Below are 18,995 nucleotides of genomic sequence, written 5' to 3'. Positions count from 1 at the left end.
GTCCTCGGCCCGCACGATGCGGACGACGCGTGGTCGGAGACGTTCCTCTCCGCCATGCGCGCCTATCCCGATCTGCCGGAGACGGCGAACGTGGAGGCGTGGCTGGTGACGATCGCGCACCGCAAGGCGATCGACGTGCTGCGTGCCGCGAAGAGGAATCCGCTGCCGGTCGACGAGGTGCCGGAGGCGCCGGCAGGGCAGGGCGTCCCGGACGCCGAGGCCGCCGGCCTGTGGGCCGCGGTGAAGGAACTCCCCAGCAAGCAGCGCCAGGCTGTCGCCTACCGGTATGTGGCGGGGCTGGCGTACGCCGAGATCGCGGAGATCCTCGGCGGCACCGTCGAGGCGGCCCGAAGAGCTGCCGCGGACGGGCTCAAGAATCTCAGGAAACATTATCCGGGCGCGATCACGAAAGGAGCATCGTCGTGAGCGACATGCGCAACGATGACGACATGGCCGTCCTGCTGTCGACACCCGTGGACGCCGACACTCTCCGTCGCCTCCACCGCCGTCTGGAGCAGGCCGCGAAGCAAGCCGACCTGATCGATGTCGCTTACACGACCATCGACTCGCCCGTCGGCAAGCTGCTGCTCGCCGCCACCCCGAAGGGGCTGGTCCGTGTGGCGTACGCCGGCGAGGACCACGACCGGGTTCTGGAAGCCCTCGGCCAGAAGCTCAGCCCGCGGATCCTGCGCGCCCCGAAGCGGCTGGAGGAGGCGGCTCGCGAGATCGACGAGTACTTCGCCAGGCGCCGCCGGGTCTTCGACGTGACGCTGGACCTGTCCCTGTCGCGCGGGTTCCGGCGCCTGGTGCAGACGCATCTGCCCGAGATCGGGTACGGCCAGACCTGCAGCTATCGCGACATGGCCGAGCTCGTCGGCAACCCCAAGGCCGTCCGGGCGGTGGGCACCGCCTGTGCGACCAACCCGCTGCCGATCATCGTCCCGTGCCACCGCGTGCTGCGCACCGACGGCACCCTTGGCGGCTACATCGGCGGACTTGAGGCCAAGACCACGCTGCTGGACCTGGAGGCCGCGGCATGAGCACCACGGAGGCGACCGGGCGGAAGACGGACTGGTGGCACCGTCGCGTCGAGTCGGGCGACTGGGAGGCGATCACCGCGGAGGTCAACGAGTACGGCGGCGCGCTGCTGCCGCAGCTGCTGACCTTCGAGGAGACCGTGGAGATCAGGGAGCTGTACGAGCAGGACGGCCTGTTCCGCAGCACCGTCGACATGGGCCGGCACCGCTTCGGTGAGGGCCAGTACCGGTACTTCAACGCGCCGTACCCGCAGCCGGTCGAACGGCTCAAGCAGGCGCTGTACCCGAGGCTGCTGCCCATCGCCCGCGACTGGTGGACCAAACTCCGCCGGCCCGCGCCGTGGCCGGACTCGTTCGACGAGTGGCTGCAGATGTGCCACGACGCCGGCCAGACGAAGTCCACGGCGATCCTGCTCCGCTACAGGGAGAAGGACTGGAACGCTCTGCACCGCGACCTGTACGGCGACCTCGTATTCCCGCTCCAGGTCGTGATCAACCTCAACGAGCCCGGAGTGGATCACACGGGCGGCGAGTTCCTGCTCCTGGAACAGCGCCCGCGAGCCCAGTCCCGGGGCACGGCCACACTGCTGCCGCACGGCCACGGATACCTGTTCACCACCCGCGACCGCCCCGTCCAGTCCGCCCGCGGATGGTCCGCCGCGCCGGTCCGCCACGGCGTGTCCGCCATCCGGTCCGGCGAACGTCACACCCTCGCCCTCGTCTTCCACGACGCCGCATGAACAACGCGATGAACACCTACACCCTTCTCGGGGCCCACGGCCGTCCCTACCGGTCGCCGGTCAAGGGAGAGTGGGGCGGCCACCGTGGCTCGAAGATCTACGGACGACTCGACTGCCCTGCCGCACTGCGCGCCATCGCTCGCGGCGGCTACGTGAGGCACCTGGCCTTCTTCGCCGACGAGGCCACGGCGGTCGCCGCCGGGTTCCGCCCCTGCGGCGCCTGCTGCAAGGACCGCTATCAGCGGTGGAAGACCGCCCGAGAGAACGGCCGACCATGGACCCCCTGACCAGCCCCCTGTTGAAGAGGCCGGCGAGCTACGACGCAGACCTGACGGCCACGGACGCCGAGGTCGCGGCCATCGTCCAGCTGGCTCGCGACCGCCGGGCCCACACCGTCGTGATCGGCTCCGGCCGCACCCCGCACGCACGCGAGACCTCACGCCTGATCGAATCGGCCTGGGATCGCGCTGGAGGCGCAACCCTCGCCGCGATCACCTGGCCCGAGACCGGGGCCTCCTGGCTGCGCCACGCGTCACGGTTTGCCGACGCCAACCCCGACCTCTGGGTGATGGTCGGCCCGGCGACCGGCTGGGCGCAGATGACCCGGCGGCTGTTGTGGTCGACCCCGTGGCGTCCCGAACGCACCCTCGCGACCGCCGCGATCGGCGATCCGCGCACGCTCGCGCTCGTCGGCCTGATCAATCTGAACGGCCTGGCCGGCGCGACCGCCCACGGCACCACCTGGCTCGTCGAGGACGACTCCCTCCAGCACCCCACCCGCACGGAGGGCAGGCCATGACAGCGCTGTTCACTCCACAACTCCCCGAGCGCGACGCGGGAGAGATCACCCCGGGCGCCACCCACGTCCCGAACTGGCTGACCCTGGAACAGCAGGAGTGGATCGCGGACCGGTTCCACGAGTGGGCGCGAGGCCCCGTCCCCCTGCGCGCCGCAACGGTCCGCGGACACCAGCTGGGACACCAGCCTCCTCACCGGCGCCACCCTCGGCCCGATCGACGCCTGGCTCCTGCTGCGCGGCATGCGCACCCTGCCCCTGCGCGTGCCACGGCACAACGCCAACGGCCTCGCGCTCGCCGAGGCGCTGAACCGACACCCCGCAGTCACGCAGGTGCACTACCCGGGCCTGCCGACCCATCCCCAGCACAAGCTGGCCGTCGACCAGATGGACGGGTTCGGCGGAGTGCTCAGCGTCGAGTTCACCGGCGGATACGAGACGGCGGACGCATTCCTGCACGGACTGCGCTACCCGCGCCGCTCGGCCAGCCTGGGCGGCGTGGAGTCCCTCGCCGTGCATCCCGCGTCCATGTGGGCCGGAATGCTCAGCGATGAACAGCTCACCGAATCCGTTCCGCCGGGCCTGGTAAGGCTGGCGGCAGGCACCGAGGACACCAGCGACCTGGTCGACGACGTGATCACCGCCGCCGACGCCGCCCTCACCCGAGGCACGACGACCTGATCCAGCGAGGCGCCCCAGCGCACCCTGACCCTCCCAACTCCCGCACCGCGACGAGCGCGTGAACCACCCCTCCTCCAAGGAGCCCCCATGAAGAAGATTCTGCTGTCCGGCGGCTGTGGTCAGCATGGACCCGGCCGTCGGTGACCTCGACCGCGGTGACGTCCTCATCGAGGACGGTGTGATCACCGAGGTGGCCGCACGCATCGACGCGCGGGACGCCGAAGTGATCGATGCCCGCGACCGGATCGTGATGCCCGGCTTCATCGACAACCATCGCCACAATTGGCAGACGGCGTTCCGGGGCATCGGCGCGGACTGGTACTGGTAGGCCGCGCGGGCATCGTGGCCCGGCTCCACGCCGAGGTCTTCGATCAGAGTGCGACGCAGCCGGTGGTACACGAACCTGGCGACGCCTGGCCCGCACGCCCCGTGACAGGAATCGCCGACCCGGGACTCACAACAGCCCCGCGCACGCCATCCTGCCCGCCACTTCCGCGCACGCCTCCGCAGGGCGCGGGTGCGGTGCGGCCAGCATGGGACTGCTTCCCCCGGTGTTTGCTTTTCCGGAGTAGGAGGCGAGCAGTTCGTTCGGTCCTGTTTTGATCGAGACCTTGCGAGCACCGTCGTCCTGCGTGCGCACCTCTGCCCATACTGCGGCACAGGAGGCGCTGTAGCGCAGCCTTACGGCAAAGGCGGCGTGGGTGACGGTGCTCTCGGTCCGCGCGTCCTGTTCGCAGCCGGAGCGGCTGGCGTAGTGCCCCTGGCAGGTCTCACCCCGGCACGACGCGGGCGACTCCCGCAGAGGGCGGCCGGTCGCCGGAGTGGGGAGGTACAGAGCACAGGCAGCGGGTACCAGTACGGCGACTGTGGTAGCCAGCACGATGACGACCTGCTCCAGTCGCCGGTTGCGGCCGGCGGGGATCTTTGCCTGGGGCGCGGGGCATGGCGTCGGCTCGGTCGATCGCAGTTCGGCATCGGCCCGGAACGCCGCTTCCCACAAGGTGAGGAGACAGGGCACGTCCACCCCTGCGAACGGCCCGAGTGCCTCGATCGCCGTACGGGGCGGGAATTGATCACCATTGAGGTAGCGATGCCAGGCCGATTTACTGTGGGCCGTACGTGCAGCCAATCCCGCCAGACTCAGCCCACTTCGCTGTTTAATGATGCGCAAATTCTCCACCAGAAGGCGGGAATCGGGACTGAGCGAGTCGGGCAAGGACTGCCAACGAGCCATCCTGTTTCCTCCATGCCGTGTTTGGGACGTCGCCGTCGCGAGACTCCCGCGCTGGTCGAGACCGTCAACTCATCCCGGACACCGCAATGCATACCCTCGAAAAGAGACCGCCAATACACAGAGGAGGCGAGACCGGTCCATGGATTTATCGGCGCAGGTTCACAATTCGTCAGACAATCGCCTTGTAGTAGATGGAGAATTCGCGGTCTCCAGATCGCCCCTGGGTGAAACCCGAGCACAGCCAGGGTCCGCCTGCGCGAAGTACGGCCAATTCCTCGGGCTCACGCGGGTACAGCTGGGAAGCCGTATGGTCGAAAGATGCCGCGGCCGTAGCCGGAGGCGGGATTGGCGTCCCACTCCGTCCACAGTTCGCCGGAGCCGCGCCGTGCGCCTTCGAAGCCGAGTGCGACGCCGTGACCGAAGCCCTTGAGATACATGTAGCCGGTGAGAACACCAGCCATCGTGAGCCGGTTGACGCAGAGATCACCACGCGCCGCTCGCTCCGCATGACGGTATGCGCGCTTCTCGCCCGGAAGTTGGATGCCGCGCGGCACGACCTGGAGCGCGTGGACGTGCCCCTGCTGCTCGTCGAACGCGAAGGACTGCAGTGCGGTGGCGTGGCGCAGCCGACCGTTGCGGATCCAGGGTTTTCGGCTGCAGCCAGTGAGGTCCGCTCCGACGAGGACGGACCGGACGATCTCTCGCCTTGTTGCGCCCAGGCAGACGGGACCGGGTTCGCGACCGCCAGGACGGCGCCGGTGCCAAGCCCGAGCAGGGCCCTGCGACTCGGATTGCCTTGGAGGGAAAGAGACATGGAGATTCCTTACTCGGGGCCCGAGGGCCCGCCCCGCGGAGTCTGCGGAGCGGGCCGGTCCTACGTGCTCAGCACCAGGGAACGGTGCCGCGGTTACGGACGTAGCGGGCGGAGACGTAGCCCTTGTGGTCGGCGAGCTTGTACCAGCGGTTGTTGCCCAGGATGTTGATCCCGCGCTTCTTGCAGGCGAGAGTGACCGTGCTGCCGTGCCGCGCCCTGCCGATGACCCGGTAGTTGGTGCCCGGGCCCGAGCGAACATTGAGGGACAGGCGGTGAGTCACCAGACGCCCCTTGACGCGAGCGGTGCGGCTCGAGGGCCTGTTCGGCTTCGCCGTGTGCCTGTGGCTGGAGGTCGAGGACCGCGGCGGCACGGAGTGCCGGGCGGGCGCCGAGGCCCGCGGGGACGGCGTGGACTGTCCGGGGGTCTGGGGGATGCCGTCGGCCGCCACGGCCGCCGCAGGAAACAGGACGAGCGTTGCCACGGCAGCCAGCAGGCCACGCTGTACAGTGCGTCGAATCATGGGAACCTCCTACGGGTTGAACTACGGGTTACGCCGGACCGCCCTGCCGGAGCGTGACCATCCGCACTCGGAACGTTTCCGGCGCGGGGCGCCTTGATGCTGTCCCCGTGAGTTCCGGGAGGAACTGGGACGTCCCACTGACCAGCTGGAACGGCCCGCCCCGCCCCCGTCATGTTCTTCGTGGTCGTGCAAGAGGGCCGCTGACCTCCGGGCCCGGCATGACTGTGTCCCCCCTGTCGAAGAGATGATCTGGGGGTGTCACGGGGCCCGAGGGGTGCCGTCGGAGACGCTGATGAGAGGTCCGACTGGGGTTCGTTGGAGGGACGACGACCCGCATGACGGGTCGCTGTCGCGGGTTCTCACCCCATGCGCCGGTATGTCGCGCGTGGCACGTTGGGTACAGCGGCATTGTGAGGGACTGGTGGCGATCATGCGAGCTCACCCCGGCGATCAACTCGTCATCGAAAGCCCGACGACCGGCGCTACCAGGCGCGACGGCGAGATCGTCGGACTCCACCATGCGGATGGAACACCCCCCTACGACGTGCGCTGGTCGGACACGGACGAAGTGACGCTCGTGTTCCCCGGCCCCAACGCGCATATCCGTCACGTCGAGCACGGGCCCGTGAGCACCCACGAGCCGTCCCGGCCGCCGACCGTGGATGAGGCGGGCACCGTGTCCGGCGCGGCCCCGCTTGCCGGGGAACCCAACCCTGGCGACATCGGCCGACGCGTGGCCGTCGAACGCAAGCGGCAAGGCCTGACCCGGGCAGAAACGGCCCGTCGCGCCCGAATGGCGCCGGACTACCTCGCGTACCTCGAAGAACGCCCGGCTGATCCGAGCCTGGCGAGTCTCACCAGCCTGGCCGCCGCACTGGGTACCAGCGTCGCAGCCCTGCGCGGGGGCGGCATCGATCAGCCGCCCGGCCAGGGCCAGGCGCTCCTGCACCCGCAGCTGCTGGACCTCAGCCCGGACGAATGCCGCGCCCGGCTTTCCACGCACGGTGTGGGACGCGTTGCGGTGTCGACCTCTGATGGCCCGGCGGTCGTCCCGGTCAACTACGAGGTCATCGATGACGCGATCGCCTTCCGGACCGCACCTGACTCAGTGCCTGCGGCGGCCGTGGGAACGGACGTCGCTTTTGAGGTCGACCATGTGGACGAGGCCATGAGCCAGGGCTGGAGCGTGCTCATCGTCGGCCCCGCGCGGGTTGTCACGGAGGCCGACGCCGTGCGGCTGCTGGCCGAGCGCGCCCACACCAAGCCATGGGCGGGCGGCGAACGCGAGATGTGGGTCTCGATCCAGCTCACGCGCCTCACCGGCCGCCGCATCATCCCGGCCGATCAGTGATGGGCCACGGACTACTGCTCGCCCGGTGCGCATTCCACGACCAGGATCCCGCACCAACCGAAGGGCGGACCCGGTCCCGGGTCCGCCGACCCGCGAAGGGAGGATCCGGTGATCCGACAAGCACCGTCCGAAGAGCGTGTGGCAGCCCTGGTCTACGACGCTGCTGCCGCCCCGTCCATGCACAACGCGCAGCCGTGGCGCTTTCGCTACTTCCAGGACAGCCGCTCCTTCCACGTGCGCGCGGACTTCGACCGCATCATGCCGCACTCCGACCCCGACACCCGCGCCCTCCACCTCGGCTGCGGCGCCGCCCTGCTGAACCTGAGGGTCGCGGCGGTCCACATGGAGTGGCACCCGGCAACCCGGCTGCTGCCCGACCCCACTGACCCGGCCCTGCTCGCCGCCGTGCAGCTGACCGGCCTCGGCAGCGGGGAGAGCGACCTCGGCGCGCTGTATCCGGCGATGCACGAGCGGCACAGCAGCCGCTTCCCGTTCGAGGAGACCGAGATTCCCCAGGCCGTGCGGACGGCTCTCAGCGACGCCGCCCGCCTTGAGGGAACAATGCTGACGTTCCCTTCCTCATGGCACCTGCAGGAGGTGCTGGAACTCTCCGAGGAAGCCGAGGCGCGCAACCTCACCGACCGTGGCAGCGACCAGGACCTGGCGCAATGGACTCGCAGCAACGCCCCGTCAGTGAACACGGCCCCTGACGGAGTCCCGGACTACGCCTTCGGGCCACGCAAGCGTGGTGGCAAAGCCCCCATGCGTGACTTCGCCAGCACCCGGCCGGTAGAGGACCGTGGCGCCGCCACGTTCGAACGGACCCCTCAGTTGGCCCTCCTCAGCACGGCGTACGACCGGCCGGAGGACTGGCTGCGCGCCGGTCAGGCCATGGAACGCGTCCTGCTGCTGGCCACCCTCGACGGCCTGTCCAGTTCCTTCGCCACCCAAGCCCTCGAGTGGGCCGACCTGCGCTGGCTGCTGCGCGACCCGGTATCCGGGAAGGGCCACACGCAGATGGTGCTGCGTCTGGGATACGGTCCCAAAGGCCCCAGCACACCGCGCCGCCCGGTTCCAGAAATACTCGACATCCAGCCCTGACCAGCCAGGTGCCCCCCGTCAGCCCGGAGGGCGAACGTGCCCGTTTCGGTGATCCAGAAGCGGTCGGCCTTGCCGCCCTCGCTGAAAGATGCGCTCGCCTGTCGCAAAGAACACCTATCGGCACATACCGCGGAGTTGCCGTGGAATGCGCTGTCCACGGGCAGAGTTACGCGGCCGACGCGGCCGCGCCCGTGCGCGGCGACGCGCCCGCGGACCCCGTGGTGCCCGCGGACGCTGTCACGGCCAGTGGCAGCGGACCCGGTCCGGACATCTCGCTCGCCTACGCGCGCCTCCAGGCACCGCGTGTCGCACGCGTGCGGCATCTCTCGCTGCGCCGCGTGCTCGGTTTGGTCGAGGAGCACACGACCGGGCGGACACTGGGATGCATGGGAGCCCCGCATGTCGATGCATGGGAGCCCCGCATGTCAATGTGGTGGAGCTCAATCGCGGTGGTGGAGCTCAATCGCGGCCTGGACCGCCGCTACCCGTTCCGCGGGTGAGGCTCGGGCCGGAGCGGAAGGGAGAACCCCGATGGAGCGCGGGCAGCTGCGCATCTATCTCGGCGCCGCCCCGGGGGTCGGCAAGACCTACGCCATGCTCGCCGAAGGTCACCGCCGGGCCGAGCGCGGTACCGACGTGGTCGTCGGCTATGTGGAGACATACGGCCGTCGCCCCGTCGAGGCGCTGCTGGAGGGGCTGGAGATCATCCCCCGCAAGACCATGGTCTACCGGGGTGCCACCTTCACGGAGTTCGACGCGGACGCGGTGATCGCCCGCCGGCCCCAGGTGGCGCTCATCGACGAGCTGGCGCACACCAATGTGCCCGGCTCGCCCCACGACAAGCGCTGGCAGGACGTGGAACGCGTACTCGATGCGGGTATCACCGTGCTCTCCACGGTCAACGTCCAGCACCTGGACTCGGTCAATGACGTCGTCCAGCAGATCACCGGGGTTCCCCAACGGGAGACCGTCCCCGATGAGGTCGTCCGCCGCGCCGATCAGGTCGAACTGGTCGACATCGCTCCCGAGGCACTGCGCCGCCGCATGGCACACGGCAACATCTACGCACCCGACAAGGTCGATGCCGCACTCACCCACTACTTCCGGTTGGGCAATCTGACCGCACTGCGCGAGCTCGCCCTGCTGTGGCTGGCCGACAACGTCGACGACCAGCTGGAGCGCTACCGTGCCGAGCACGGCATCGCCGGTACCTGGGAGGCGCGTGAGCGCGTCGTGGTCGCCCTCACCGGTGGGCCCGAAGGCGACACCCTCGTACGCCGTGCGTCTCGGATCGCCGAGCGGATCAGGGGTGCCGACCTGCTCGCCGTACACGTCACCCGCAGCGACGGACTGACCAGCGCCGCCCCCGCCAACCTCGCCCGCCAGCGGGCGCTCGTCGAAAGCCTCGGAGGCACCTACCACCAGGTGGTCGGCGAGCACATCCCCGAAGCGCTGCTGGACTTCGCACGCGGCGTGAACGCGACCCAGCTGGTGCTGGGAGCTTCGCGGCGTGGGCGCCTTGGACAGCTGTTCTCGCGTGGCGTCGGTGTGACCATGACCGCACAGTCCGGGCCCATCGACGTCCACCTGGTCACCCACGAGCAGGTCGGGCGCGGGCGACGCGTCCTCACGGGCCGTGAGGGGCTGCCGCGACGCAGGAGAATCATCGGCTTCCTCCTCATGGCCGGAGTCCTGCCGTTGCTCAGCTTCGTTCTCGCCGGGCTGCGCGGCCAGGTGTCGATGGCCGGCGACATCCTGGTCTTCCTCCTCGCCGTCATCGGTATCGCCCTGGCCGGAGGTCTCTATCCGGCGCTCGCTGCCGCTGTGGCCGGATTCCTGCTGCTCAACTACTACTTCACGCCGCCCGTCCACACCTTCACCGTCACCGATCCCGGCCATCTGCTCGCCCTGGTCGCCTTCGTCCTCGCCGCGGTGGCGGTCAGTGCGGTCGTCGACCTGGCCGCCCGCCGCACCCGCGATGCCGCCCGCGCCACAGCCGAGGCCGAGGTGCTGTCCACCCTGGCGGGCAGCGTGCTACGGGGCGAGCGTGCACTCGACGCCCTGCTGGAACGGCTGCGGGAAACCTTCAACCTGCGCTCGGTCACCCTCCTTGAGCACCGGCCGGGCGCACCGCTGACCCCCGACCGCCACCGCGACCCCCGTGGCTGGCAGATCGCCGCATCCGTCGGCGCCGAGCCGTGCGCCAGCCCCGACGAAGGTGATGCCGATGTCCCTGTCGGAGGCGATCTGACGCTGGTTCTGCGCGGCCGTGCCCTGCCCGCCGCCGATCAACGGGTCCTGGAGGCATACGCTGCCCAAGCCGCCGTCGCGCTGCACCAGCAGCGCCTGGAGGAGGAGGCCGAGCAGACACGCCCCGTCGCTGAGGCCGACCGGGCACGTACCGCTCTGCTCCATGCCGTCAGCGACGAGCTGCACACCCCACTGACCGCCGCCTCATCCGCTCTCGACCGCCTGGCCGGCCCCGGCACGGTTGCGGACGACGCCGAACACGCCCGGCTCGTCGCCACCGCCCGGAGGTCCGTCGCTCGCATCGACCGGGTGGTCGCCAACCTGCTCGACGTGAACCGCCTCCAGGCCGGCACGCTCGGCACCGCTCCTCGGCCTTTGTCGGTCGAGGAGGTCATCCCCCACGTGCTGGACGACCTCGGCGACACGGACCATCATGTCGACATCCGCATTCCGGACGGCATCTCCGAACTCCTCGCCGATCCCGCCCTCGTCGAGCGCATCCTGATCAATCTGATCTCCAACGCCCGGCACCACAGCCCGCCGGACAAGCATCTGCTGGTCACCGCGAGCACCCATGCCGACCGTGTCGAAATCCGCGTCGTCGACCGCGGACCGGGACTTCCCCGCAAGGCCCACGTGGCCGGAGAGTACGGAGCCGGACCCGAGCTCGGGCTGACACTCGCTCGCGGGCTTGCCGAGGCCATGGGCGGAAGCCTCGCCTCCGACGAGACGCCCGGCGGCGGCCTCACCATGATCCTCAGTCTGCCCGCGGTCACACGGCAGTGAGTTGCCGGTCCGCCGGCACGGCGGCCGGCATGGGCAGGACCATGGTCAGGCCCGGTTTGAACCACCGAAAGACTTACCGCCTCCACATCAGGGGTGCCGTCCGGACCCAGGGCCCGGACAGCCCGCCGCACCTGGATGGGGCGGCCGGTGCGTCATCGCCACTGCCGGCCGCCTGTGGTGTTCCAGGGCCAGGTGGCGAGGGTGGTGTGCATCAGCCGGGCGGCGGTCGAGAGTCGGCTGTCGGTGGCCCGGTGGAGGGTGAGGGTGCGGCGGCACGCGGGGTCGTCAATGCCGATCCAGGCGCCTGGTGCGCTGATGTCGGTGCCGCGGGCCATGGCCGGGATGAGGGTGAGGCCGATGCCGGCGCTGACCAGGCCGGCGAGGGCGGCCAGCTCGTCGCCCTCGCAGACGATACGCGGGGTCAGATTGTGGCCGTCGAAGAGTCGATCGAGCAGGCAGCGCTGCCAGTGGCCGGGTCGTGGGATCACAAAAGGCTCCTCGTGCAGCTCCTCGACACTGACGGAGGCGCGGGAGGCGAGCCGGTGGTCGGACGGCGCGGCCAGCCAGACCGGCTCGTCGTGCAGGTGGACGCTGTCCAGTCCATCGCCCAGGATCGGCTGGGAGGCGACGCACAGGTCGACCTCGCGGGCGCGCAGGGCGCGATGCATGTCCGCGGCCGGCATCTGGTGGAGTTCGACGTCGATATCAGGGTGGGCGTCTTTGTAGGCAGCCAGAGGGCCGGTGATGGTCAGAAACGTCTCCGAGGCCAGCCGTACACCGCCGACGCCCTCGCGGGCCGCCTCCGCCACAGCACGGCGTCCTGCTTCCAGCTCCTCGAGGGAGCGCTCGACGTGATCTCGGAAGATCCGCCCCGACTCGTTGAGGCGGAGACGACCGGCCCGATCGAACAGCCGCGCGCCGAGTTCGGACTCCAGCCGCCCGATCGTGCGGCTCAACGACGGCTGAGCGACACGCAGTTCCCTGGCCGCCCGGCTGAGGTGCTCCAGCCGTGCGACCACGAGGAATTGCTCGAGCGCATGCAGGTCCATCGCCATCCTCTCCCCTCATAGCACCGATGACATAGCGGGATAGCAATATTGATCTTTGACATGATGCTGTATCGAGCATGACTGTGGAGGGCGTGACCACCACATATGAACGACCATCAACAACCCTGCGGCCCACAGGCGTTGCCGGTCGGCTGTTCCGGGCGGCGGTGACAATACACACCGTTGCGGCCTTCGGTCAGCCGGTCTTCGCGGGCGTCTACCTCACCGGCGAGATCGGCGGCCTCGACTGGCACGCCCAGGGCGCCAACCTCGTATTCTCCCTCGGATTGCTGCAAGCCGCCGTCGGCGGCGCGGCCTCGAGGCGGATGCGCCGCCTGTGGCCGTTAGCCGTGTCGGTGCTGATCTTTGCGGCCGAAACGGGGCAGTACACGGCGGGGTTGTCCGGCCTGCTGTGGGTGCACATCCCACTGGGCGTGATGATCATCGCCGCGCTGGCCGTGCTGTCCGCCGCGGTCTGGGTGCGGCCGCTGCCGAACCGCGCCGTATCCGACCGGGCCAAAGACGCGGGCGAGCCGCAGCGGGACGAGACCCATGTCTGAGCGACCGGGACTCATCCTTCACGACGGCTGGAGCAGCGCGGAGTGGACCCGCCGCCACGTGCTCGGGCTCGGCGGCGCGCTGGGGCTGGCCACGGCGGGCGGGCTGGCGCTGTCCGGCGCGATGGCCCACCGTCCTGCGAGCACCGGCAACCAGCTGCGCAGCGCCGCGCCGCTGCCCGAGCCGTACACCGTGCCGCTGCCGATCCCGCCCGTCCTCAAACCGGCCGGCACCTCCGGGGGCGCCGACCGGTACGAGATCACCCAGCGCCAGGTGTCCGCGGAGATCCTGCCCGGGATCCGAACGGGGCTGTGGACGTACAACGGCACCTTCCCCGGCCCGACGATCGAGTCCCGCCGCGGACGACCGATCACCGTGGCGCACCGCAACGAGCTGCCCGTGCCGACCGTGGTGCATCTGCACGGCGGGCGGACCCCCGCCGCCTCCGACGGCTACCCCACCGACCTCGTCCTCCCGCGCAGCTGGTCCGACCCCGCAGCGCACCACCACCAGCACCACACCGGCGCACACGCAATGCCCGACCCTCGCGCGGTCACCAGCCGGACCACGCGCGAGTACACCTTCCCGATGGACCAGCGCGCCACCATGCTCTGGTACCACGACCACCGCATGGACTTCACCGCCCCGGCGATCTGGCGAGGCCTGGCCGGGCTGCACATCATCCGCGACGACACCGAGGACGCCCTCGACCTGCCCCGCGGAGAACGCGAATTGCCGCTGATGATCGCCGACCGGGCGTTCGCCTCCGACGGCTCCCTGACCTACCCCTCCCTCGACCCCACACTGCGAGACCGGCCCGGCGTGAGGGCGCACTACGCGGCCGGCGTGCTCGGCGACGTGATCCTGGTCAACGGGGCACCCTGGCCGATTCACGAGGTCGACGCCGTCCGCTACCGGCTGCGACTGCTCAACGCCTCCAACGCCCGCCACTACGAGCTGGCAGCCGTCACCGACGACGGGCACCGCCTGGACCTGGTGCAGATCGGCGCCGACCAGGGCCTGCTCGCCGCCCCCGTCAGCCACACCACCCTGCCGATCGCACCGGCGGAACGCTACGACGTGGTTGTCGACTTCGCGGGCCTGCCGACCGGCAGCCGGGTGCGCCTGATCAACCGGCTCGGCACCGGACGCACCCGCGAGGTCATGGCCTTCCGCGTCGCGCGCCGCGCCGGGGACGACACCCACATCCCCGCACTCCTCGCCGACGACCTGCCCATCTGGCGGCGTTCCGAGGCAACCGCGGTCCGGGACTTCGCCTTCCGCGCCGGACACATGCAGCACGGCCGTGGCTGGGTCATCGGCGGGCGAGCCTTCGACCCCTCTCGCACCGACGTCCGCATCCGGCTCGGGGCCGTCGAGGTATGGCGGCTCGTCGCCGACGTCCACCACCCCATCCACCTCCACCTGGTCGGATTCCGGGTGCTGGCCCGCGGCGGGCGCGCGCCCCTGCCGCACGATGCCGGACTGAAGGACACCATCTCGCTGCGGCCGGGCGAATCAGCGGAGATCATCACCCGCTTCGACGGCTACCGCGGCCGCTACCTCTTCCACTGCCACAATGCGGAACACGAGGACATGGGCATGATGGCCAACCTCGAAATAACCTGATACGTCCTCATTGCGGGCCAGAACCGCGCCGCGGTGGCGGGGGGCAGTGCGGCGAGGGCGGCGGCCATCAGCGTGGCGAGACGGGGGCGCACCGGCTTGTCCTCCGCGGGGACGTGGGCACCTCGACCGCTTGGGGGAGCCGGCCAGGGTCGAGGCGGGCTGGGCGGAGGCCGGGGGTAGGTCTGGGCCTACCCCCAGTGTCGCGCCTGCCGCACTGCGCCGTGAAGCTCTCCTGCGGTTTCGTGGAGGCATCACGGAGACGGAGAGGCGGCGCCCCGATGACGGCATGGCTGGGTGAGCAGGTGCTGGCGTACGGAAGCTTCGGCATCCTCGCCGCAGTGCTGCTGCCTGCCCTGGAGGCGGCGCTCCCGGTGATCGGGGCGCTGACGCCAGGGCAGGCTGCCGTGGGCTCGGCGGGATGCTCGCCCGGCACGGCCACATCACGGTCGAGGCAGCCCTGTTCACCGCGCTCATGGGCGCGGTGCTCGGCAACCTCGCCGGCCGGCCCGGATGACATCCCGGTCGAGGCACCGCCGGTACACCGAGCGGGCCCAGGGGCTGATCGAACGGCGCGCGGCAGCGCGGTGTTCGTCGGACGCTTCACCGCCGTCCTGCGCACCCTCGTACCGCCCCTGTGCGGGGCGACCGGGATGCCGCTGCGCCGCTATCCGTTCTGTTCCGTGGTCAGCAGCGCGGTGTGGGCGTCGGCCTTCGTCCTGATCGGCTACGTCACGGGGCGGCGGGGCCCGGGTGACACCTCCGAGGGCGCAGGCTCCTGCCAGTGCAGGCAGATGCCGCACGCCACGCCGTGATCGGCGTCCCGGCCGCTTCGGCAATGGCCTGACCGGCGCCGCTTTCCGAGGCATCCGTCCCGCCCAGGTGCGCGGGATGACCGAACACCGAAACGAGTGGGGACACATGAGTAAAGACGCGATCCAGTTGCGCTCCGTCATCAGGCGGTACGGCTCCGGCGGTACCTCCGTCACCGCCCTCGACGACGTCTCGCTCGCCTTCCGCAGGGGGACGTTCATCGCCGTGATGGGCCCCTCCGGCTCCGGCAAGTCGACGCTCCTGCAGTGCGCGGCCGGGCTGGACCGGCCCACGTCGGGTTCGGTCACCGGGGGCGGCACCGAGCTGACCAAGCTGAGCGAGACCAAGCTGACCCTGCTGCGCCGCGAGCGCATCGGCTTCGTCTTCCAGGCGTTCAACCTGCTGCCGTCCCTGACCGCCGAGCAGAACGTGGCGCTGCCCCTTCGCCTGGCCAGCCGCCGCCCCCCGAAGGATCGGGTCCTCGAGGTGCTCCAGCAGGTCGGCCTCGGCGACCGCGCCCGGCACCGGCCGACCGAGATGTCCGGCGGCCAGCAGCAGCGGGTCGCGCTGGCCCGCGCCCTGATCACGCGCCCGGAGGTACTCTTCGGCGACGAGCCCACCGGCGCCCTCGACTCCCAGACCGGCCGCGAGGTGCTGACCCTGCTGCGCGGCATGGTCGACCGCGAGGGCCAGACGATCATCATGGTCACCCACGCCCCGGTCGCCGCCTCCTACGCCGACCGTGTGGTCTTCCTCGTCGACGGCCGGGTCAACGGCGAGCTGATCGGAGCCTCCGCCGAGGACATCGCCGCGCGCATGACCAAGCTGGAGGCCGTACCGTGCTGAGCACCGCCCTGCGCACCCTGCGCACCCGCTGGGTCACCTTCGTCGGCAGTTTCGTCGCCCTCTCGCTGGGCGTCGCGCTCCTCGCCGTGATGGGTCTGGCGCTGGCGTCCTCGCTCGACGCCCCCGATCGCAGGCCCGAGCGGTTCGCCGCCGCCCCGGTCGTGGTCAAGGGCGCGGACACCCTGCGGGTGCCCACGTCGATCGGCGACCGGACGCAGAAGCTCGCGCACCCCCGGCCCGTACCGGGCGAGGTCGTCGCCCGGCTGAAGGAGCTGGGGAGCGTCGTCGAAGACCGGTCGTTCCCCCTACGGGCCCAGGGCGGGCCCGGTGACCTGGTGGGACACCCCTGGTCGACCGCCGCCTTCGCCCCGTACCGCATCGACGCGGGACGCGAGCCCCGCACCGCCGGCGAGGTGGCGGTCAGCGGCGACTGGGTCCGGCCGGGCGCCCGGGTACGGACCGACGGCGGCACCGTACGGGTCGTCGGCACCGTCGCCGGTCTCGGCTTCGAGAACGCTGTCTTCTACACCGACCAACGTGCCGCCGAGCTGTCGCCGCACAGCTTCCAGGTCACCGTGGACGCCGACGAGGAGGCCGTGCGCGAGGCGGTGCGGGGCAGCGACGGCGCCCAGGTCCTCACCGGTGACGCGCGCAGGTTCGCCGACGCCGATCCCGACCGGGACAGCGAGGCCCTCACCGCGATGAACGCCATGTTCGGCACGGCCGGCGGAGTCACCGGCTTCGTGTCGGTGTTCGTGGTGGCGTCCACCTTCGCGTTCGCGGTCGCCCAGCGGCGCCGGGAGTTCGGTCTGCTGCGCACCGCGGGGGCCACTCCGGGTCAGATCCGCCGCATGGTCGTCTCCGAGGCCCTCGTGGTGGGCGTGCTCGCCTCGGCCACCGGCTGCGTGCTCGGGGCGTACGGGGCGCCGAAGCTGGCCGAGTGGGTGGTCGAGGGCGGCCTCGCCCCCCGATGGTTCACCATCGGCGATGACACCTGGCCGTACCACATGGCGTTCTGGACGGGCCTGCTCGTCGCGCTGTGCGGTGTGGTGGCCGCGTCCTGGCAGGCCGGCCGGACCGGCCCCACCGAGGCACTGCGCGAGGCGGCCGTGGACAACCGGGCGATGACATGGGGTCGTTGGCTCTTCGGCGTGGCCCTGCTGCTGGCAGCGGCCGTGACGCTGGGCCTGGCCTATGTGAGCGACCCGGCCGACCTGCTGCACCGCAAGACCTATGTGAGCCGGCCGATGCTGCTGATCACCGGGGTCGCGCTGCTCGCACCGGTGCTGGTACGCCCCTTGGCCCGGCTGATCGCCTGGCTCCCGGCCCAGTTGCCCGGCGCCGCCGGGATGCTGGTGCGGGAGAACGCGGCCGCCGGCGTCCGACGCACCGCCGCCGTCGCGGCGCCCGTCCTGGTCACGGTCGCGCTGGCCGGCTCACTGCTGGGCGCAACCGCCACGTTGAACGAGGCCAAAGCCACCGAGGTGGCGGAGCAGACAGCCGCCGGCTTCGTGATCACCCCGGCCGGCGGTGCGGGCTTCGACCGGGCGACGCTGGAGAAGCTGTACGACGTGCCCGGCGCCGAAATGTCGGCGACCTCGTCAAGTGCCGTCTACGCCCTGGAGGATGGCGTTGCGCTCGTCAAGTCCGAGGCCCGCGCCGCCGAACCCGCACTGCTCGCCGCCACCACCCGGTTGCCGCTGGCCGCCGGCAAGGTGAGCGACCTCGACAACGACTCGATCATCGTCAACGAGGAGTGGGAACGGCACGTCGTGGGCGAACGGGTGGACGTGTGGCTCGGTGACGGTACGAAAAAAGCGCTGCGGATCGCCGCGGTCATGGCCATCGGCACCGGCAACAACGGTGTCTACGTCACCCCGCGCAATGCCCCGGGCGCGTCCGTCGACCGTGTCGACGTGGCCCTCGCGGACGGTGCCGACGCGACCACCGTGGCCGCCGGACTGCGCGAGGTGGTGCACACCTCGGGCGGAGAGGTCTTCACCAAGGATCAGTGGGTGCGGGCGACATACCCCGAGACCAATCGCACGACCCGGCTGGGCTTCCTGCTGGTCCTCGGTATCGCCCTCCTGTACACGGGTATTTCGCTGGCCAACACCATGGTCATGGCGACCTCCGACCGGGTCCGTGACCTGGCCGTGCTGCGGCTGGCCGGAGCCACCAGGTGGCAGGTGCTGCGGCTGGTGGGCGCCGAGGCGCTGATGGTGGTCACGGTCGGCGCGGTGCTGGGACTCCTGGTCGCCGGGCTCAACCTGATGGGCATGTGGGGCGCGCTGGGCCTGCTGTCGGTGTGGACCTCAATCGAGATCCCGTGGGCGACGATCGGCGGGGCCGTGGGCGCCTGCGTGGTGCTCGCCGTGGTTTTCTCGGTCGTCCCTGCGGCGCTCTCCTTGCGCCGCAGGGCAGTGGAGCTGGCGGGTGTGCGGGAGTGACCTCCTGATCCGGCGCCGGACGGACATCCCCCGTCCGTCCGGTGCCGTCCCTCCGCGCGCGATGGCATCCCCGTGACACGCGGCGCGGAGGCCCTCGCGCGGGTTCCGGCAGCACCCCCATGGTGGGCACGCGCACTTCGCCACGCAGAACTATGGTGTCCCACCACATACGCCTCTGACCTGCACATTCCTACGGTGTGGCGACACGCAAACGTCCCCGTCACACACCAGGAACTGGTACCGATGTCCCCGAGGCTGCTATGTCGTGTCAAGCCGCTTGAGTGAGATTCTCGGCGTTCTCAAGTCGGTTTCGGTCGGCGTGTTCGAGGATCTTGAAGATCT

At 70.5% G+C, this 18,995-nt stretch carries 18 protein-coding genes and 2 pseudogenes; 16 read left to right on the top strand and 4 right to left on the bottom strand.

All coding sequences use genetic code 11. The features are described from left to right. The 7 genes and pseudogenes from AB0915_RS32575 to AB0915_RS32545 all read left to right on the top strand — a co-directional run. The coding region (locus AB0915_RS32575; protein ID WP_366694489.1) for a sigma-70 family RNA polymerase sigma factor at nt 1-426 on the top strand (426 nt) is incomplete at its 5' end. A 5-nt stretch (nt 427-431) separates the two neighbouring features. Further along, nucleotides 432-1,040, top strand: a complete 609-nt coding sequence (locus tag AB0915_RS32570; protein WP_366694493.1) for a methylated-DNA--[protein]-cysteine S-methyltransferase — start codon at nt 432-434, stop codon at nt 1,038-1,040. Beyond that, entirely contained in the window at nt 1,037-1,777 is a 741-nt protein-coding gene (locus AB0915_RS32565) for a 2OG-Fe(II) oxygenase (protein ID WP_366694488.1), read from the top strand. Before AB0915_RS32570 ends, AB0915_RS32565 begins: the two co-directional genes overlap by 4 nt. 8 nt (nt 1,778-1,785) lie before the next feature. Next, nucleotides 1,786-2,064 (top strand): Ada metal-binding domain-containing protein, encoded by a 279-nt coding sequence (locus AB0915_RS32560; protein ID WP_366694487.1) that lies wholly within the window; start codon nt 1,786-1,788, stop codon nt 2,062-2,064. Then, nucleotides 2,052-2,576 (top strand): hypothetical protein, encoded by a 525-nt coding sequence (locus AB0915_RS32555; protein ID WP_366694486.1) that lies wholly within the window; start codon nt 2,052-2,054, stop codon nt 2,574-2,576. Before AB0915_RS32560 ends, AB0915_RS32555 begins: the two co-directional genes overlap by 13 nt. A 198-nt stretch (nt 2,577-2,774) precedes the next feature. Continuing rightward, a pseudogene (locus AB0915_RS32550) lies at nt 2,775-3,254 on the top strand (PLP-dependent transferase); the annotation flags it as partial. 87 nt (nt 3,255-3,341) lie between these two features. Further along, nucleotides 3,342-3,573: pseudogene (locus AB0915_RS32545) on the top strand (hydrolase); the annotation flags it as partial. 135 nt (nt 3,574-3,708) lie between these two features. Here the strand turns inward: AB0915_RS32545 and AB0915_RS32540 are convergent. The 3 genes from AB0915_RS32540 to AB0915_RS32530 all read right to left on the bottom strand — a co-directional run bounded on the left by AB0915_RS32540 (nt 3,709) and on the right by AB0915_RS32530 (nt 5,823). Then, the gene (locus AB0915_RS32540) at nt 3,709-4,488 is read right to left on the bottom strand and encodes a DUF2690 domain-containing protein (protein WP_366694485.1); all 780 of its coding nucleotides are present in this window, start codon (nt 4,486-4,488) and stop codon (nt 3,709-3,711) included. Between the two features lie 281 nt (nt 4,489-4,769). Further along, nucleotides 4,770-4,949, bottom strand: a complete 180-nt coding sequence (locus AB0915_RS32535) for a hypothetical protein (protein WP_366694484.1) — start codon at nt 4,947-4,949, stop codon at nt 4,770-4,772. 421 nt (nt 4,950-5,370) lie between these two features. Continuing rightward, nucleotides 5,371-5,823: an SH3 domain-containing protein gene (locus AB0915_RS32530; RefSeq protein WP_366694483.1), complete on the bottom strand. Its 453-nt coding sequence runs from the start codon at nt 5,821-5,823 to the stop codon at nt 5,371-5,373. 430 nt (nt 5,824-6,253) lie between these two features. Between AB0915_RS32530 and AB0915_RS32525 the strand changes: the two genes are divergently transcribed. The 4 genes from AB0915_RS32525 (at nt 6,254) to AB0915_RS32510 (ending at nt 11,311) form a co-directional block, all read left to right on the top strand. Then, on the top strand, nt 6,254-7,174 hold the full coding sequence (locus tag AB0915_RS32525) for a pyridoxamine 5'-phosphate oxidase family protein (RefSeq protein ID WP_366694492.1): 921 nt from the start codon (nt 6,254-6,256) through the stop codon (nt 7,172-7,174). A gap of 177 nt (nt 7,175-7,351) precedes the next feature. Further along, nucleotides 7,352-8,275: a nitroreductase family protein gene (locus AB0915_RS32520; RefSeq protein WP_366694491.1), complete on the top strand. Its 924-nt coding sequence runs from the start codon at nt 7,352-7,354 to the stop codon at nt 8,273-8,275. A gap of 140 nt (nt 8,276-8,415) precedes the next feature. Beyond that, the gene (locus tag AB0915_RS32515) at nt 8,416-8,775 is read left to right on the top strand and encodes a potassium-transporting ATPase subunit C (protein ID WP_366694482.1); all 360 of its coding nucleotides are present in this window, start codon (nt 8,416-8,418) and stop codon (nt 8,773-8,775) included. A 31-nt stretch (nt 8,776-8,806) separates the two neighbouring features. After that, the gene (locus tag AB0915_RS32510; RefSeq protein WP_366694481.1) at nt 8,807-11,311 is read left to right on the top strand and encodes a DUF4118 domain-containing protein; all 2,505 of its coding nucleotides are present in this window, start codon (nt 8,807-8,809) and stop codon (nt 11,309-11,311) included. 152 nt (nt 11,312-11,463) lie between these two features. Here AB0915_RS32510 and AB0915_RS32505 read toward each other — a convergent pair whose 3' ends face one another. After that, on the bottom strand, nt 11,464-12,360 hold the full coding sequence (locus AB0915_RS32505; protein ID WP_366694480.1) for a LysR family transcriptional regulator: 897 nt from the start codon (nt 12,358-12,360) through the stop codon (nt 11,464-11,466). A gap of 77 nt (nt 12,361-12,437) precedes the next feature. Between AB0915_RS32505 and AB0915_RS32500 the strand changes: the two genes are divergently transcribed. The 5 genes from AB0915_RS32500 to AB0915_RS32480 all read left to right on the top strand — a co-directional run bounded on the left by AB0915_RS32500 (nt 12,438) and on the right by AB0915_RS32480 (nt 18,653). Continuing rightward, nucleotides 12,438-12,920, top strand: coding sequence for a hypothetical protein (locus AB0915_RS32500; protein ID WP_366694479.1), 483 nt, complete (start codon nt 12,438-12,440; stop codon nt 12,918-12,920). Next, a complete protein-coding gene (locus AB0915_RS32495) occupies nt 12,913-14,547 on the top strand; it encodes a multicopper oxidase family protein (protein WP_366694478.1) in 1,635 nt (544 codons plus the stop codon). Before AB0915_RS32500 ends, AB0915_RS32495 begins: the two co-directional genes overlap by 8 nt. 584 nt (nt 14,548-15,131) lie before the next feature. Beyond that, a complete protein-coding gene (locus AB0915_RS32490; protein WP_366694477.1) occupies nt 15,132-15,359 on the top strand; it encodes a hypothetical protein in 228 nt (75 codons plus the stop codon). 106 nt (nt 15,360-15,465) lie between these two features. Next, a complete protein-coding gene (locus AB0915_RS32485; RefSeq protein ID WP_366694490.1) occupies nt 15,466-16,203 on the top strand; it encodes an ABC transporter ATP-binding protein in 738 nt (245 codons plus the stop codon). Next, nucleotides 16,197-18,653 (top strand): FtsX-like permease family protein, encoded by a 2,457-nt coding sequence (locus AB0915_RS32480; RefSeq protein WP_366694476.1) that lies wholly within the window; start codon nt 16,197-16,199, stop codon nt 18,651-18,653. The genes AB0915_RS32485 and AB0915_RS32480 overlap by 7 nt, the downstream gene beginning before the upstream one ends. Nucleotides 18,654-18,995: the final 342 nt, after the last annotated feature.

This window comes from Streptomyces sp. NPDC048411 (genome assembly GCF_040704695.1).
In the GTDB taxonomy this organism is placed as follows: Bacteria; Actinomycetota; Actinomycetes; order Streptomycetales; family Streptomycetaceae; genus Streptomyces.
The sequence above is the reverse complement of the archived record's forward strand: the minus strand, read 5'-3'. Positions and strand labels throughout refer to the sequence as shown.

Excerpts from the sequence above, each read along its gene's own strand:
- AB0915_RS32570 (WP_366694493.1), top strand. The coding sequence starts at position 432 with ATGCGCAACGATGACGACATGGCCGTCCTGCTGTCGACACCCGTGGAC.
- AB0915_RS32565 (WP_366694488.1), top strand. The coding sequence starts at position 1,037 with ATGAGCACCACGGAGGCGACCGGGCGGAAGACGGACTGGTGGCACCGT.
- AB0915_RS32560 (WP_366694487.1), top strand. The coding sequence starts at position 1,786 with ATGAACACCTACACCCTTCTCGGGGCCCACGGCCGTCCCTACCGGTCG.
- AB0915_RS32555 (WP_366694486.1), top strand. The coding sequence starts at position 2,052 with ATGGACCCCCTGACCAGCCCCCTGTTGAAGAGGCCGGCGAGCTACGAC.
- AB0915_RS32540 (WP_366694485.1), bottom strand. The coding sequence starts at position 4,488 with ATGGCTCGTTGGCAGTCCTTGCCCGACTCGCTCAGTCCCGATTCCCGC.
- AB0915_RS32535 (WP_366694484.1), bottom strand. The coding sequence starts at position 4,949 with ATGGCTGGTGTTCTCACCGGCTACATGTATCTCAAGGGCTTCGGTCAC.
- AB0915_RS32530 (WP_366694483.1), bottom strand. The coding sequence starts at position 5,823 with ATGATTCGACGCACTGTACAGCGTGGCCTGCTGGCTGCCGTGGCAACG.
- AB0915_RS32525 (WP_366694492.1), top strand. The coding sequence starts at position 6,254 with ATGCGAGCTCACCCCGGCGATCAACTCGTCATCGAAAGCCCGACGACC.
- AB0915_RS32520 (WP_366694491.1), top strand. The coding sequence starts at position 7,352 with ATGCACAACGCGCAGCCGTGGCGCTTTCGCTACTTCCAGGACAGCCGC.
- AB0915_RS32510 (WP_366694481.1), top strand. The coding sequence starts at position 8,807 with ATGGAGCGCGGGCAGCTGCGCATCTATCTCGGCGCCGCCCCGGGGGTC.
- AB0915_RS32505 (WP_366694480.1), bottom strand. The coding sequence starts at position 12,360 with ATGGACCTGCATGCGCTCGAGCAATTCCTCGTGGTCGCACGGCTGGAG.
- AB0915_RS32500 (WP_366694479.1), top strand. The coding sequence starts at position 12,438 with ATGACTGTGGAGGGCGTGACCACCACATATGAACGACCATCAACAACC.
- AB0915_RS32495 (WP_366694478.1), top strand. The coding sequence starts at position 12,913 with ATGTCTGAGCGACCGGGACTCATCCTTCACGACGGCTGGAGCAGCGCG.
- AB0915_RS32485 (WP_366694490.1), top strand. The coding sequence starts at position 15,466 with ATGAGTAAAGACGCGATCCAGTTGCGCTCCGTCATCAGGCGGTACGGC.